General features: G+C 32.6%; 11 protein-coding genes and 4 pseudogenes. 11 read left to right on the top strand and 4 right to left on the bottom strand.

The genetic code is table 11. The features are described from left to right. The 8 genes and pseudogenes from V7S50_RS33545 to V7S50_RS33510 all read left to right on the top strand — a co-directional run. The coding region (locus tag V7S50_RS33545) for a 3D domain-containing protein (protein WP_336376870.1) at positions 1-693 on the top strand (693 nt) is incomplete at its 5' end. 44 nt (positions 694-737) lie between these two features. Continuing rightward, on the top strand, positions 738-1,874 hold the full coding sequence (locus V7S50_RS33540) for an NlpC/P60 family protein (protein WP_336584459.1): 1,137 nt from the start codon (positions 738-740) through the stop codon (positions 1,872-1,874). Positions 1,875-2,057: 183 nt separating this feature from the next. Further along, positions 2,058-2,156 (top strand): annotated as a pseudogene (locus V7S50_RS33535) (IS6 family transposase); the annotation flags it as partial. Between the two features lie 16 nt (positions 2,157-2,172). Continuing rightward, positions 2,173-2,349 (top strand): annotated as a pseudogene (locus tag V7S50_RS33530) (DDE-type integrase/transposase/recombinase); the annotation flags it as partial. A gap of 540 nt (positions 2,350-2,889) precedes the next feature. Continuing rightward, positions 2,890-3,603, top strand: a complete 714-nt coding sequence (locus V7S50_RS33525) for a response regulator transcription factor (RefSeq protein ID WP_336376536.1) — start codon at positions 2,890-2,892, stop codon at positions 3,601-3,603. Beyond that, entirely contained in the window at positions 3,600-4,709 is a 1,110-nt protein-coding gene (locus tag V7S50_RS33520) for a sensor histidine kinase (protein WP_336376535.1), read from the top strand. The genes V7S50_RS33525 and V7S50_RS33520 overlap by 4 nt, the downstream gene beginning before the upstream one ends. Positions 4,710-4,786: 77 nt before the next feature. Then, a complete protein-coding gene (locus V7S50_RS33515) occupies positions 4,787-7,018 on the top strand; it encodes an N-acetylmuramoyl-L-alanine amidase family protein (protein WP_336376534.1) in 2,232 nt (743 codons plus the stop codon). A gap of 296 nt (positions 7,019-7,314) precedes the next feature. Further along, positions 7,315-7,527: a hypothetical protein gene (locus V7S50_RS33510; RefSeq protein ID WP_336376533.1), complete on the top strand. Its 213-nt coding sequence runs from the start codon at positions 7,315-7,317 to the stop codon at positions 7,525-7,527. Between the two features lie 135 nt (positions 7,528-7,662). Here V7S50_RS33510 and V7S50_RS33505 read toward each other — a convergent pair whose 3' ends face one another. Beyond that, positions 7,663-7,836: a helix-turn-helix domain-containing protein gene (locus V7S50_RS33505; protein WP_336376596.1), complete on the bottom strand. Its 174-nt coding sequence runs from the start codon at positions 7,834-7,836 to the stop codon at positions 7,663-7,665. Then, a pseudogene (locus V7S50_RS33500) lies at positions 7,825-8,124 on the bottom strand (recombinase family protein); the annotation flags it as partial. The gene V7S50_RS33505 and the pseudogene V7S50_RS33500, both read right to left, overlap by 12 nt. Positions 8,125-8,382: 258 nt before the next feature. Here V7S50_RS33500 and V7S50_RS33495 point away from each other — a divergent pair. Further along, positions 8,383-8,660 (top strand): annotated as a pseudogene (locus V7S50_RS33495) (AbrB/MazE/SpoVT family DNA-binding domain-containing protein). Positions 8,661-8,721: 61 nt separating this feature from the next. Here V7S50_RS33495 and V7S50_RS33490 read toward each other — a convergent pair. Further along, positions 8,722-8,994, bottom strand: a complete 273-nt coding sequence (locus V7S50_RS33490) for an HU family DNA-binding protein (RefSeq protein ID WP_336376532.1) — start codon at positions 8,992-8,994, stop codon at positions 8,722-8,724. A 935-nt stretch (positions 8,995-9,929) separates the two neighbouring features. On the opposite strand from V7S50_RS33490, the gene V7S50_RS33485 reads away from it, so the two are divergent. Further along, positions 9,930-10,475, top strand: coding sequence for a hypothetical protein (locus V7S50_RS33485; protein WP_139889357.1), 546 nt, complete (start codon positions 9,930-9,932; stop codon positions 10,473-10,475). A 99-nt stretch (positions 10,476-10,574) separates the two neighbouring features. Here the strand turns inward: V7S50_RS33485 and V7S50_RS33480 are convergent, their stop codons facing one another. After that, positions 10,575-14,045, bottom strand: coding sequence for a chitobiase/beta-hexosaminidase C-terminal domain-containing protein (locus V7S50_RS33480; RefSeq protein ID WP_336376531.1), 3,471 nt, complete (start codon positions 14,043-14,045; stop codon positions 10,575-10,577). 995 nt (positions 14,046-15,040) lie between these two features. Here V7S50_RS33480 and V7S50_RS33475 point away from each other — a divergent pair. Then, positions 15,041-16,026, top strand: a 986-nt coding sequence (locus V7S50_RS33475; protein ID WP_336584458.1) for a zinc dependent phospholipase C family protein, incomplete at its 3' end; no start/stop codon positions are given.

Here is a 16,026-nt window from a genome sequence, read left to right as displayed (position 1 = left end):
GATACAGATTCAGACCCAAATAAAATTGGTGTGATGAAGACAGGTTGGCTGAAAGATAATGATAGATGGTACTACCTGGATGCCAATAACGGTGGATCTATGAAAACAGGTTGGGTAAACGTAGAAGGAAAGTACTATTATTTAGATACGGATTCAGACCCAAATAAAATTGGTGTGATGAAAACGGGTTGGGTAAGGGATAATGATAAATGGTACTATCTGGATGGAAGTGCAGATGGTTCAATGAAAACAGGTTGGTTCCAAGAAAATGATCAATGGTATTACTTAGATGCTAATAACGGTGGAGCAATGGTAACAGGATGGAATAGAATGGATGGAAAAATGAATTATTTCAAGGATAATGGTCAATGGATAAATTCTCGTGAATTAACAGTAACGGCAACAGCATATACAAATGATCCAGCAGAAAATGGTTATAAGCCTGGACAACATGTATATACAAAAATGGGAGATGATTTAACTGCTAATCCTAACTTGAAAGTTATTGCAGTAGATCCGTCAGTTATTCCTCTTGGATCAAAAGTTTACGTCGAGGGTTATGGAATAGCTGAAGCTAGAGATACTGGTGGCGCTATTAAAGGTAATAAAATAGATGTATTTATTCCTTCAAAACAGGAATCAAGTAATTGGGGAAGACAAACAGTTAAAATATATGTATTACCTAAAAACTAGTTCATTAATATATCCATTTATAAATCTAGGAGGTTATTAAAATTATGAAAAAACAAATTGCAGCACTTACATTAGCGACAACTCTTGGCTTGAGCATTCAACCAATTGTAAGTTCAGCCGAAACAGCTCAAAATATGCAAGCTACTGAACAGAGTGGTTGGGTAAAAGATGGAAATGGAACATGGTTCTACTTTGAAAATGGTGTAAAAAAAACAGGCTGGCTGAAAGATAATGATAGATGGTACTACCTAGATGCTAATAACGGTGGGTCTATGAAAACAGGCTGGGTAAACGTAGAAGGAAAATACTATTATTTAGATACAGATTCAGACCCAAATAAAATTGGTGTGATGAAGACAGGTTGGCTGAAAGATAATGATAGATGGTACTACCTAGATGCCAATAACGGTGGATCTATGAAAACAGGCTGGATAAACGTAGAAGGAAAATACTATTATTTAGATACGGATTCAGACCCAAATAAAATTGGTGTGATGAAAACAGGTTGGCTGAAAGATAATGATAGATGGTACTACCTAGATGCTAATAATGGTGGATCTATGAAAACAGGCTGGGTAAACGTAGAAGGGAAATACTATTATTTAGATACAGATTCAGACCCAAATAAAATTGGTGTGATGAAAACAGGTTGGGTAAAGGATAATGGTAAATGGTATTATCTAGATGGAAGTACGGATGGTTCAATGAAAACAGGTTGGTTCCAAGAAAATGATCAATGGTATTACTTAGATGCCAATCAAGGGGGCGCAATGGTAACAGGTCAAGTTACCATTGGTGGCCAACAAGAATCATTTGATGAAAATGGACATTGGATATCTGTTAACAAATATGTAGCTGAAGCAAAGAAATATCTTGGTGTACCTTATGTATGGGGTGGAGCAACTCCAAGTGGATTTGATTGCAGCGGATTTATTTCCTATGTATATAAAGTAGGTAGACAAGATGCTGCAGGTTTCTATAACTCTGCTCAAAAAATTAGCAATCCGCAACCAGGAGACTTAGTGTTCTTTAAGAATACATATAAAAATGGTATCTCCCATATTGGTATTGTTGTTGGAGATGGAAGAATGATCCATGCTGGTGATAAAGGTATTGAATACTCTAATTTAAACAGTCCTTATAATCAACAGCACTTTGCAGGTTATGGTAGACTTAAATAAAGTAATAAAATTTAATGAAAAAATGATTTGATTTTACTTGGTAATTGAAAAAGGTTTGTAAAGAAAAAAGGAATCCGTAACGGGTTCCTTTTTTCTATTTTAAGTGCGTTATAAAATTGGTTCTGTTGTAAAGTTTTCTAAATGGGACTACAGTCTAGAAAAAAAGAGTAAGGGGAATCACAAATACGATATTTTAAAGGGAAACAGTTTAAGAAAGATATTATTTTGTTAGCTATGGGCTACAACTGTCGTTTTTCTTTAAGCTATCGTGATGTATCTAAGCATCCAACTAAGGTAAGTGAAATATCTCAATAACATAGTGGAACAAGGTCATCGGTTTATTAAAAAGCGATTTCGTTCGATGTTAGGATTGAAATCCTTTCGCACAGCTACATCCATTATTTTTGGAATAGAAGCTATGCATATGATAAAAGAAGATGCAACAGATATAGCAAAGCAATTTGCAAATTGTTAATAATCCTCTTGAAAATTTATGTTTTATATCTAGTGATTATAAAACATAAACATCCCAAACGATTTTTTTCGTTTTAGAGATTATTCAACGTCTTAGGTTGATGGATGTGGGGTACCGCCACATCGCTATCAAGCTAACAAAACAAAATATCCCCTAAAATGAAAAAAATACGCTATCCTTTCTGTTGAATCATAGGAAAAATTGACGGATTTGTTTTTGAACAGTTTGTAGAATCTCGCAAAGCTTTTGATTATTGCACTCGCATTGTTGTACTCTGTATTGTTTGTGCGCCATTCTTCCATCAAATCGCCTTTCTTTAAATAAAATATGCGCCACATTTGTCTATAGGAAGTAATAATTTTGTCACATTTTCGAAAGAAATATGCAAGATATATAAACTAAGATAAACTCACGAATATAAATTATATATATCGTTGGTAAAACAAAAATACTAACAATTAGAAAAAATCACAATATTATAAGTAAATCAGAAAAAAGATTTCTTTTATTATTGATAAAGGAACAGAGAAGATTTTATGTATGAAAACAAGAATTGCAATTATAGAAGATGAAGATAATATTCGTGAAATATGCAAACGGTACTTAGAAAGAGAAGGATATGAAGTATTCACCGCTGTAAACGGAGAAGAAGGTTGGAATTTATTTCAGCAATATCAACCAGATCTCATTATTTTAGATTTGATGATGCCCAAAAAAGATGGATGGGAACTATGTGAGGAAATTCGCCAACACTCTAATGTTCCTATTATAATTTTGACTGCTAGGGTAGAGGAAAGAAATCGAATTTTGGGATTAACAATAGGTGCGGATGATTATGTAACAAAGCCGTTTTCACCTCGTGAATTAGTATTAAGGGTACAAATTGTATTAAGAAGAGGCAATCAAGCAACAATACAAATACAAGAACCAGCATCAGAAATAATAAGATTCCTAGATTTAGAGATTCACCCAACCAAAAGACAGGTATTTGTTTGTGGACATGAAATTGAGTTAACACTGAAAGAATTTGAGGTACTTCATACTATGGCAAAACATCCAAAACAAGTATTTTCAAGATCTCAACTTCTTGAAAAAATTTGGGATTTTGAGTATGAAGGGTGCACAAATGCAGTAACAGTTTCAGTAAGTCGCCTACGTGAAAAATTAGAAAAACATACAACAAAGAATCGTTGGATTCATACAGTTTGGGGCATAGGTTATTGCTTTGAGCCAGATGGAGGAAATAAAATATGAAGTTAAGGATTCAATTATTATTGATGAATTTATTAAGTACGGATATCATGTTAATCTCTATCTGGTATAGCGAAAGACAAATGTTACTTAGACCAGAACAGACACGGTTATTTATAGTAATCGTGATTGTAGCACTCATTATTTCAACGATTATTTACTGGCTAATGACACGTCCTATTATGAAATCGATTCAAAATTTGATTGCATTAACCAAACAATTTAGTGATAGAGATTTTGAAACGATGTACATAATAGGGAAAGAACCTGAAGAGTTTAAAGAATTGGCCACAGCTTTTCAAGAAATGGCAAAAAAATTAGAAGAAAGCTTTACTAAGTTAGAAAAAGGAGAAAAAGAACGTACTGAGCTGATTACGAATATTTCACATGACCTACGAACTCCTCTTGCTAGCATACAATTGATGATAGAAGCATTACAGGACGGTTTAATTGAAGATGCTGATACAAAAAATCAGTATCTAACAACAATTCTAAACGAAATACAACGATTAAGTGGATTAATTAATGATTTATTTGAGCTTTCTAAGCTAGACCTTGGACAAGAAGATTTTTATCCAAGTTATACACATATGGATCATATTTTATTAAAAGTAATAGATTCACATGCTATCTTATTGAAAGATAAAGAGATTGATTTACAATTACGTGTTTCAGATACATTATCAAAACTTTGGATTATGCCATGTAAAATAGCACGAGTTATCAATAATTTGTTACATAATGCGATTCGACATTCTCCTACATTTGGCACAATTGAGTTAATTGTAGAGAAAAATAAACAGAAACAGCAAATTATATTCACTTTGCGTGATGAGGGGAATGGAATTTCTTACGATGAACAATTACGTATATTTGAACGCTTTTTCAGAACAGATCCATCAAGAAGTTCACAATCTGGAGGATCTGGACTTGGACTCGCCATTGCAAAATCACTAGTGGAAATGCATAAAGGAGAAATTGGTGTTCGGAACCGTCCAGATGGTAAACAGGGATGTGAATTTTGGTTTACTCTTCCTATTACATCAGAAAAAAATAGGGCTATGAAAGACTTTTGTAACATTTATGAAAGGAAGTTGAAAGGTATTTAAATTAAAATGAACTCCCGAACATGAAATTCGGATGAAGTAAGTAGATAGAAAACAAATAAAAAGCGAGGAATGACATTATGAATGGAAAAGCAACAAAAAGGGTAAAAAAAATCCTCCCTGTAGGAATTGGAAAGAAAGTAATCCCTGCTACAGCAGCATTAGGTATTCTTTTTTCTATGGCTCCTGTTGGAGAAAATAAGGCTAGTGCAGGGATAGGTGCGGTAGTAGATATAGGTATTACTGTATTAGGTGCTGTAGCAAACACTTATGAAGCACTTGGAATAAGCCCAGAGAATCCAAATCCAGGCACTCACATTGATGTATATGCAGAAAACGAAACTTACCAGGCTCCTACTTTTACATCTGGGGAATTTAATATTTCTATGTATCATACACAAGGTGATTTGAATTTTCTTAAACCAGTTAAAGTACGCTATCCAAATGGAAGAATTGAAATTCATCAACTAAAATCTGGGCAACAGCTTAAAATTACTGAAGCAGGTGCAATTATAGATCTAAACCCTAATGGAGTAAATGTCTCAGAACACGATCTTCTTTACATTACACAAGCACAATTAGACGAAGGAAAGACCGGAGTTGTGATAAATCAAGGCCAACATGCATTTGTAGAAAAAGCATCTGGTAAAAACCCAAGATTTCTTGGTCCACTTTACAAAAAATATTCCGGCGACTCCTTTGGCGATTGGACGGTGATTGCTAGAAATTCAGATTATCTATTTGATCAGATAGCAAATAAATTATCAGCTGAGCAAAAACGATTGATAACATTGACTTCAAAGCCAGTATCTAAAGATGTCCTTGATAACTATGTTAATAATGACCCTAAAGCTCGTGCAGATTTTTATGATCGATTATCTGATGTATTGGCGGAGCATACTAATGTCCTAGAAACATCTATTGATATAGAATTCACTAACCTAAATCATGGTAAACCTTATCAAATTATCCCTTATAAAAAAGGAACGAATAAAGTAATCGTAAAAACAGGTTCAAAATACCTTTCAGGAAAAGAAGAAAAAGCTCTTCGATACTCCGATTTAATTGGTGACGATGAAGTATTTGAACTCGTTCAGACAGGAAATAATCACAACGGTCAATTCCAATTCCATTTAATAAATAAAAATGGTGTACGTTTGTCCGGGAATTCTTACACCCAACAATTCGGTTCTGATTGGAGTTTCAGTTCTGAACTTCGTTTTACAAAAAGCAACAATGAAATTAACAATTGGTTAATAGAGTGGTATCCGGGTAAAGAAAATGAGAGACAGAAGTATGACAAAATAGAGATTGTAACTGATGAAAAGGACCCTACTAAATATCGTGCAAAAGATTCCTCTGGAAATGTGATAAAGAACAGTTGGGTAAATCGAGATAATGGGTATTCCTTTGCAGATGCTGATGGAGTTCTCATGACAGGTTGGCAAGAAATTAAGGATAAGACTTATTATTTCTCATCGCCTTATGGCTACATGGTTACGGGAGGTGGGAGTGCTTCACAGATTGAGGATAAGTACTACCACTTTAATGATGACGGTGTTTTACAACGATCAACCTGGAGAGGAGAGAACTATTCCGATGCTTCTGGTGCATTCGTTAAAGAAGGATTGAAAGATATAGATGGTAAAATTTATTATTTCCAAAATTACAATATAAATAAAAAGGAAATACGTCTTGAAGATCAAGATGCTATCCTTCACTTTTCCGATAAAGGTGTGATTGAGAGAGTTTCTAATCTAAAGGGAGAAGTTATAAACAGCGTTGTTAATGTTCCGTTTGACAACAAAACATTAACATTTAATAACGACGGTTCAATTTTTAAAACAGGTATCAACAAAAGAGAGAAAATAGTGGAATATTATAGTTTAGAAGATGGACCTTTCTATACCGGTTGGAAAATGATAGACGGTAAAAGATACTACTTCACAAATGGCCGCAATTATACGTTCAATGCTCATGAAAACATTGATGGAAAAAGATATTATTTCCATGAAGACGGATCAGTTAACCGAGCAGGGTTTGAAAAAATCGATGGTAAGCTATACCACTTTGACAATAATGGCGTAGCACAAACGGGCTGGCAAACTATCGATAATAAATATTATTACTTCGATGAGAATGGGGCAGCTAAAACAGGATGGTTCCAAGTTGGTGGAGGATATAGACCTTGGCCTCTTGCATACGGATACCTTTGGTATTGTGCTAGAGAAGATGGTTCTCTTTATGCAGACGGTTGGTTTAAAATTGACGGTAAAGATTATCACTTTGACCAATGGGGACATAAAATGTAATAACATGATGATAGTTTAAAGAGTTAGCCTATAAGTATAAAAATGGGTCATGCCATGGACTGAGTTTATTTTCCATGTTATGATCCGTTTTAGTTTTTTTAGGTATACTCCCTATTATTGCTTGCCAATTCGATTTTTTGAGACTGAATAAAAAATATAGATTTATAAAATTTATTAGCTAACATAATTAAACATCCTTCTATTAAGATTCTTGTCTTACTGATAAGGGAAGATGGAGCAATTACAACGGAGAGTGTAAAAATTCAAGATATACATAATAAGTGGAGGTAAATAGAATGGGTTTAAAAGTAGTACTTATCATTATTGGAGTTGTATTAATCTTATCAGGTGTATATAAAATGAAAAAATATGATGCATTCGTAGGGAAAACTCAAACAAGAAAAAATCTTTTTAACTGGGTGATTAATGGACAAGGTTCTGGAATCGGACAATTATTAAGCGGGATTTTGTGTATTATTTTAGCAATCGTATCATTCATAATTAAATAATTTTCAAATATAAGGAGCTAAGATATCAGTTTAGCTCCTTTTGTTAGAATAAAGCCTTTAGGTAAATCATGCACTTTTTCTAGAAATAAATATTTTTTATAGAAAGATAGATGGTACTTATCACCAATACAGGTTCTAATAACCATTTCGTTTTAATTTGCGATAAATAGTTGTTCTGTCGACATTTAAAAAATCAGCAATTTCCTGTTTCGTTTTTCCTTGATTAAGTAATTCAAGTATCAAATCAGTTTTAGACTTATTTATTTTAGAAGTTCTTCCTAATTTCCCGCCGTTTTCTACATACTTCATACGCCCAGCCTGCGTTCGCTCCAGTATATAGTTCCATTCAATATCAGCAAATAAAGATAAGATTGTAACCATGACTTTTGTCGTCATGTCATCTTTCTTCCGCGTATCAATGTTATCATTAATAGCAATAACTCCAATATCGTTTTTGATTAGTTTTTCATGAGTACGGATCATATCAGAAAGATTTCTACCTAAACGATCTAATTTATAAACAATAAGTGTATCCCCTGGATTAAGTTGTTGCATAAGAATTTGGAATTGTTCTCTCTCCATGTTTTTTCCACTTTGCTTTTCTTCAAATAACTATGTTTCAATAAGTATTAGTATAAAGGAACACATTTTGGTTAATTTTCTTTCAGAATGTATTCCTTTTATTTGTTGTAAAATGCGTGTTAAAGTGATATTTCGATTAAATTACAATCATGAGTGTCCCAAAAGAGAAGGAATCGTTGCCGTGCTCCCAATAAATGCGTTATTTGTTACAATAAAAGAAACATAGGGTATCGTGTGTGGGCTATAAATAAAGGTATAAAAGGGAGAGGCCAAATGAAATCGACAGGTATAACAAGAAAAGTAGACGAGTTAGGACGAGTGGTAATACCAAAAGAGTTAAGGGATACATTAAAAATTACAGAGAAGTCACCATTAGAGGTTTATGTAGATGGGGAGAAATTATCTTAAAAAAATATGAAGCTGGTGGTGCTTGTGCCATAACCGGTGAAGTATCGAATCGGAATGTCTCTTTAGCAAAGGGGAAGATCACTTTAAGCCCAGAGGGAATTAAACTATTAATGAACGAATTGCAACAGTACTTAGTGAAATAAGGAATGGTTCATATGAAAAAGAAGAGAGATTTGAATCCCTCTTCTTTTCATGTATGTTAATCTATTTTACTGCCACTTTTAGGCTTTTCCCCGCTTTAAATGCAGGTGTTTTTCCCCCAGGAATGAACATTTCTTCTCCTGTTTGAGGATTACGTCCTGTACGTGCAGAGCGTTCACGTACCTCAAATGTACCGAATCCAATTAATTGTACAGAGTCGCCTTTTACTAGGGCTTGTGTAATTTGATCCAGAACAGCTTGTACAGATGCAGTTGCATCTTTTTGTGATAAGGATGTTTGTTCAGCAACTTGTTTGATAAGTTCTGTTTTATTCATATGTATAACTCCAGGTAATGATTCATTTTAGGTTGCTATTATAACGTTTTTACTAGAAATGTACAAATTCTCGTTTTGCTTGCAGAATCCGTTTTTGTGTAAGCATTTATATTTTTATTCTTCCGAGACCCGAGAAAAGCTTCAAAAAGAGCGTGATAATTTTACTTTAAAACAAAAAGAACTTGTAGTGATTTCTACAAGTTCTTTTTGTTTTTCTTATTGTATTAGAAAAAAGCTCTTTAAATATAGCAGAAATTATAATGAAGTGTTTATTTCTCGTTTGCTAACTAAAATTTTATATTTTAACAGGTTTCATTACTAAAAATATTTTAGACTATAGAATGAATCGTTAGACAGTTAAAAAAACAAGGAAAAAGGGAAGAACCACCAATATTCTTTCCTTTTTCCTGCAATTAGGGTCTTTATATTAATAAATATAGAAGATTGTAAAATCTTGGATGCAACAGTTTATAATCAAAATTATAGCAGGAGTAACAGATAATTTTTATGCAATTTTGCATAAAATTATGATTTATCCTATATAGTGAAGAATACAAAAACTCTATATAGGATGAATTTTATCCTTATAGTTTATTAATATTTAATTAAAAACAGTAAAAACAAAAAGGTTAATTTTATCAATACAAGTCTTTTCTTTTTACATATTAAAATGGAAGTACCCTTTCAATCTATACTTACCCCTTCATAAATCGTGAAGGGATTTTTTTATTCAATAAATGAGTTTTACAAAAGATACAAAATGTTAAAATCGGAGGAGCATTAAAATAGGATGTAGTCGAGATAACTGTAATTTTAGGTAATAATCTGTATTTTATTACTTATCAAATCAATTCGTAATGTACGTCGATATTAGATATAATTCCATAAGAGGAATACAAATTTTTAAAATGATAAATTAAGGAGCTGAATAGGTCATGTGGAAAGAAGATACTCTTAAACTGATAGCAATCAATGAGCCTATTATCAATGAATTTGTGGATGTCTTTAAAAATCTATATACAAATGGGGACGTTATCGTGTCCTGTTTTGAGGTTAATAACCATCAGGTATTTCAAGAATTACCTTGGTGGGACCCTGATAAATATAATACCTATATAAAAAGCTTACTAACATCCACTGATATTATAAATGCTATACCAGAATTAAATATTTCTAGAAAAATTGAAAATAACATGGAACTAAAAGATATAAATTCTTTAATTCTTGATGGTGAGTTTGCGATAAAAATAATGAAAGGTGGGGCATATCTTAAGTTTAAGGGGAGTCCTCAAGAAGCTAAAAGATTAGGGGGCGAATTTTGTAAATGTCTGTTCCAAGATAGATTTTTAGATATACATGTATTCTATTCTGACAATAGTTGGACAAGATGGTTTTATGATGTTCATTGGGATAGTACATGGATAATTTTTGATGGAAAAGAAAATAAGTTATGGTTAATTTGTATGACAGATACCGACTAATATAGGTATAATTCGAACCAAAAAGGAGGTTTCTATTGTAGAAACCTCCTTTTTTACATGATGTTTGTATTAATTGGCATTAGGGAATGACTTTATAAATTATGGCTTTACAGGATATGCTGTAATTACTTTATTTGTTCCACGTTTTACTACTAATCTAATTGCTGTTTCACCTTCCGTTCCTACGACTTTTCCCATAGGAATAATGTATGCAGATGGATCCGTTGGATCTGGAGCACCTTTCTTTAACCAAGCTTGATCAAGTAATTCTAGTACTTTTGTTTTATCAACATTAAATACTGAATGTATATCCTTATTAGGATTTGGTTTAGTATGTTCTAGTACATGCTTAATCCGATTACCTTCTGCGCTACCTTGTGTATATTCTAATCCGCCAGAAGAGACCCAGGATTTTTTTTCTTTGTCATAGGCCAGTTTCCCTAATTTCCCCAGGACAGGTATTTCTTTAAGTAAGAATGAGCTACCAATTCTAGATAAACCTAACATTAGCGCTGATTCACCTGGTATCGGCATAGCTTGTAAGATTGCTAAATCACCATCAAATAATGTTTCATAGATGCTTCCTTCAGCATCTTTACCTAAATCTACATCACGTTTGGCATAATATCGAATACGATCATCAATTTGTGCATCTTCTTCTAGCGGCTTTCCACTAATCGCAACACCAGGATCCCACTTATTTAGTACCTTTTTATAGGCTATCAGTGACATATAAAAATCAGAGTTATAAAAGCCTGTCAAATCACCAAAATAGAACTTCATTTTTTGTAAATTCTTTTGTAATTCTAAGATAGCACTTGTGTCAGTCGTTTTATTTAATTGATTTAGTGCATTCATTAAATCTGGGTCCGTATTAAAGTCTTTATTGTTCCAAAGCTTCACATAATATGTTCCCGCAGCTGTAGGTTTAAAACTGTTAGAAGCATTTCCAGGGAACATCGTTTTTACGACTTCACCATTTGTATTTTCAATTGTTGCTACATTATTTGTAAGATTTATTTTTTGTTCATTTAGTGAAGTAAGATTCACCTTATAATAATCTACATCATGTAAAGATGTAAGATTATGATCTTTTATTTGATCCCAGTTTACAGCTTCTGCTGTTTGTTTCGTGCTATTAAAATCACTTTCAGCCATTAATGTTGTTTTTAAAACATTTTGTCCAGAAGGATTAGATAGTTTTAAAACATACGTTTTTCCTGCTTGTAAATTATATTCAATTTTTGCATAATGAGCACCGTATGGACCACCTGAATCCATGTTGGAAGCAAGTCTTTGTTCTTCCTGATATAGTTTTAATTCATTTCCTGATCCTTGTTCTTTTCCTTTATAAGGCATAGTAAAGAATCTGTATAACCCTGTTTTATCCGGTTTGAAATAAAAATCCATAGAGTTTTTATTTTCATTAATATCAACAGGTGTAAGATTCTTTAGGTTAACGTAATTCGTAATTTTATAGTTCAGTGTAGCACGATTTACTATGTTTGAATCTTTTAATCCAATCGCTTTTACTACTGTATCAGCTTTAATAGGAATAGCACCTGTATAGGTAGAACCATGACTAGCTGTAGGTTCTGTTCCATCTAATGTATATATTATTTTATCTGAGCTTGTAGAAGTTAGGGTAACGTCGATTGGATTCCCATAGCTTCCCTCAGGATAATTGGTACTTAATAATCCTGGACTGTGCCAACCATCTCGGATAACTTGGGCATATGCCCAAATATATACCTCGCCTAATTTTTGATTAAAGCCATCATTAATTGCCTCATTTATATTCTTCCAAACATGTTGTTGCTCTTTATTTAAAACAAACCCTGAGAAATAATGAATCTTTTCTTTTGGATAACCTAAATTTTCTTGTGCAAACTTTAATGTTTCTTTGTGCTTATCCATATGTCCGTCAATCAGGTAATCGTAGTCCTCGATCATAAAGAAGTCCAGATTTGGATATTTCCACTGTTTTTTAGGAAAATTGACGATTGACATCATCGGTGGAACACGATCTTTATCAATTACAGAAGGAGTAAAGAATAAAACAGTAAATTTAGCATTAGAATAAGAATTTTTTAATGTATCACGTAACAGTAAGGAAAATTCACCATTTTTGTTACTTAACCACTCTAACATATCTTCATGGCCAGTCATGTCTTCCGTTGATGAGTGAAACTCATACATAGGATATCCATTTTCTTTTTCAAATAGGTCTTTTGTAGCTCGATCATAAAAACAAGGCGGCTTCCCTGCAATATCTTCTTTATGCCACCACCAAGGTTCTCCTAACTGGACCATCGGTGTAATGCCAGCATCGCTTGAAATTTTAGCTAATCCTAAAACATATTTTTTATAAAAAGCTTTTACGTCTTCATTCGTAAAACTTAAAAGATGAGGAGTAGGTGTCCAACCAGTAGTACCAGGAACATTATCCCAAGTACGTTGCCACCACGACTCTGGAGCATCTACAGATTCCATTGAAATAGATTGTATAAGATCCAAATTATTTTCTTTTAAACGTTTCGCGTAATTCCTATACCACTCTTCAAACCCTTGATTAAATGGATAATTTGTATTCATTTCGACGCCGGAATCCGTCAAAATTTTGTCATAATAATGAGAAGCACCTATATAAAAATTGACCAGCTTACTAAACCCTAATTTTTTATAATCACTTACAACCCTTTCAGGAGTTAGATTATATATATCATCATAATCGTCAGTCATCCTCACGTTATGACTCGGTGCACTTTTAGGTTCATCCATTAAGTATGTATTTCCTGATACTTTCCAATTATTAAAATGAAGTTTGAATTTTTCAGACTTTCCTAATTTCTTGCCAGATTCAGAAGACTGATATCCTTGTGGAACAACAGACCACATAATTGATTTAATGTCATTTACAGGTATCTTCTTCCAATTTGGGTCGGGCGTATATTTTCTTTGTTCGGTATTGTAGCTATATGGCGTCCAACCAGCATATAAATTATTAAAATCTATTTTAATATGTCCAGTTTCCCCATTGGCAGTTCCTTCTTTTCGATTTTCAGGAAAACGAATCTCTTTACCTACATCTCTAGTGGCACCAAGTTCCCAAGATTCCGCTGGACGATTTACAACGTAATTCCAAAGGCGTACATAATGAACTTCACCATTATTGGTTTCAATTGTTAAACTGGGCGCTAACCCACTGTCCATTAGGTTCGTAAAACCTTCAATTTTATAATCATATTCGAGATTAACGTTGCTAAAATCAGGTTTTGTTGGGTATTTTAAATCAGGATGACTATAATTATCTTTAGTTTCCCACTTTACTCCAACTAGATCCTTTCCTGTTCGAAAATTACCAGCAACATAAAAGTTATTTTTATCAACAGTAACAGTTGATGCATTCATATCAAAATTAAAATTGGTTACTAAATATTTAGGCATTAATTTATGAATTGCAGTAGAATTTGGAGGTGTTTCAGCTTTTATGTGTAGCTGAGGTAACCAACTCAATTGAGAAAGCAATAACACAGCTGTAATTATAAATATACTCCATTTTTTGAACATATTTTTCCTCGTTTCTGGGAATCTAATTATTTATTAGTCCATAAATTTTCTGAAATAGATAAATTATGAATTACTTCACAATTAAGAATGTTTTTTTCGAGAAAGAATGATTAACTTGAATTCATTTTATTTCCCTCCCATTAATATATTTAGTAATATATAAGAATATTAAATTATTGGAAATATAATGTAAATATATTTAAATATGAAATTTATGGTTTGTGTTATTTATTTTAACTAAAATGGAATTTTGATATTATTTGAAGTGAAACATGTTTGATGAACTTATTCCAAATTTGTAATTACAAATTTTAAAATGAATTTTACAAAACATACAGAATGTTAAACTCATAGAGCCCAGTAATATCAGTACCTATGCATGATATTACTGGGTTTTTATTTGGATATTCAACGGCGTGTTTTACAAATTATATAAATATCTAAACTTAGTTTTACTGTTTACATATGAACATCTTAAAAAAAACGCTTCAAAAGGTACACCTTTTGGGAATGCGAAAAACTATTGAAGAATACACGTCGAAAGGTGCAAAAAACACTTTTGGGACACTTCAAAATAAAAATGTACCTTTTGGTGTGTTTTTGCACCAGAACCACAAAAAGTTAATTTCATGATAACTCTGAATTCTTAAGTTGATGGATATAGATTATTAACTTAAAATATCATAATTGCAATGGTCTTTCATTAATATAATAAGTGGAAGGTTATTCGATTCCCTATTTTTGGATATGTAAAATTACATAAAAAAACATATTTAAATAAGACGCGCTTTTATATATAACTAGAGGTAGAGAAGGAAAATTATTGTTTAAGGTTAAATTAAAATTTTTAATTTAATCGATGTGTGGTTGTATTCCTTTAAGAGAGAAATTAAGCAGTTAGCCTTTGCTAATCGCTCTTTTATTAGATCTATTTAACTGTCGTTATTAAGATGAATATCCGCATAAGAATCTTTATATTTAGGAAGGAATAAAAAATGAAAAAAATCGTATCAACACTATGTATAGCTGGAGTGACTTTAACTATTTTAGGAGCATGTCCTCAAAGTAGTTATGCTCATCTCGATCAAATTGATTTAAATGAGAATGATCCTATTACTGCAAGATGGTCTGCAGAAGCTCCATATCATTCTGATAAAAGTACGCATTTATGGATTGCAAAACAAGCTATTGAAATTATGAAAACAGAATCTAATATTGAAGCAAATAAGCAGGCTGTGGACTTTTTAAATTACCCACAATATAAAGATCTATTTTCTAAAGGATTATATGATGCAGATTATAATGCAGAGTTTAACGATGGTGGAACAGGAATAGGCGGCGTTTTTAAAGGAGGATGGAAATCACATTTTTATGATCCTGATACTAAAGAAAATTATAGAGGAGAAACAAATCCAACGGCTCTTACACAAGGTAAGAAATATTTTTATGAATCTGGAGAACATTTACGAAATAAGGACTATGAAAAAGCTTTCTATTATTTAGGAGTAGCCACGCATTACTTTACAGATGCTACCCAACCTATGCATGCAGCAAATTTTACCGCAATTGATACGAGAGCTATAAAATATCATAGCTACTTTGAAAATTATGTTACAACCATTCAAAATCAATTTGCAGTCAATACTGGAGGGAACTATAACAATTCCCTATCCACACCTGAAGAATGGATTGATTATGCAGCCCGAGTAGCTAAACCTGAAATCCAAAATATTACTAATGATAAGACATTTAAGTATTATAATAGTGGTAAGGCACAATTGTGGCAAGAAATGGTTACCCCAGCTGTGCAGCGAAGCTTAGGAGAAGCTCAGCGCAATACAGCAGGTTTCTTAAATCTGTGGTTTAAAACTTTTACTGAAAATGTGAAAGCTCCAAGTATAGAAACTGCATTAATCTATGATATAGAAGGAAACGTCATAGAAGCAGGGAAAAATTATTATATCGTACCAAGTGAATCTCC

Source organism: Bacillus sp. CCNWLW194 (assembly GCF_037120585.1).
Classification (GTDB): domain Bacteria; phylum Bacillota; class Bacilli; order Bacillales; family Bacillaceae_G; genus Bacillus_A; species Bacillus_A basilensis.
Note: the sequence above shows the minus strand (reverse complement) of the source record. Positions and strands in the feature narration are given on the sequence as shown.

Coding starts and splice junctions, on each gene's coding strand:
- V7S50_RS33525 (WP_336376536.1), top strand. CDS start 2,890: ATGAAAACAAGAATTGCAATTATAGAAGATGAAGATAATATTCGTGAA.
- V7S50_RS33540 (WP_336584459.1), top strand. CDS start 738: ATGAAAAAACAAATTGCAGCACTTACATTAGCGACAACTCTTGGCTTG.
- V7S50_RS33490 (WP_336376532.1), bottom strand. CDS start 8,994: ATGAATAAAACAGAACTTATCAAACAAGTTGCTGAACAAACATCCTTA.
- V7S50_RS33515 (WP_336376534.1), top strand. CDS start 4,787: ATGAATGGAAAAGCAACAAAAAGGGTAAAAAAAATCCTCCCTGTAGGA.
- V7S50_RS33485 (WP_139889357.1), top strand. CDS start 9,930: ATGTGGAAAGAAGATACTCTTAAACTGATAGCAATCAATGAGCCTATT.
- V7S50_RS33510 (WP_336376533.1), top strand. CDS start 7,315: ATGGGTTTAAAAGTAGTACTTATCATTATTGGAGTTGTATTAATCTTA.
- V7S50_RS33480 (WP_336376531.1), bottom strand. CDS start 14,045: ATGTTCAAAAAATGGAGTATATTTATAATTACAGCTGTGTTATTGCTT.
- V7S50_RS33505 (WP_336376596.1), bottom strand. CDS start 7,836: ATGAAGTATGTAGAAAACGGCGGGAAATTAGGAAGAACTTCTAAAATA.
- V7S50_RS33520 (WP_336376535.1), top strand. CDS start 3,600: ATGAAGTTAAGGATTCAATTATTATTGATGAATTTATTAAGTACGGAT.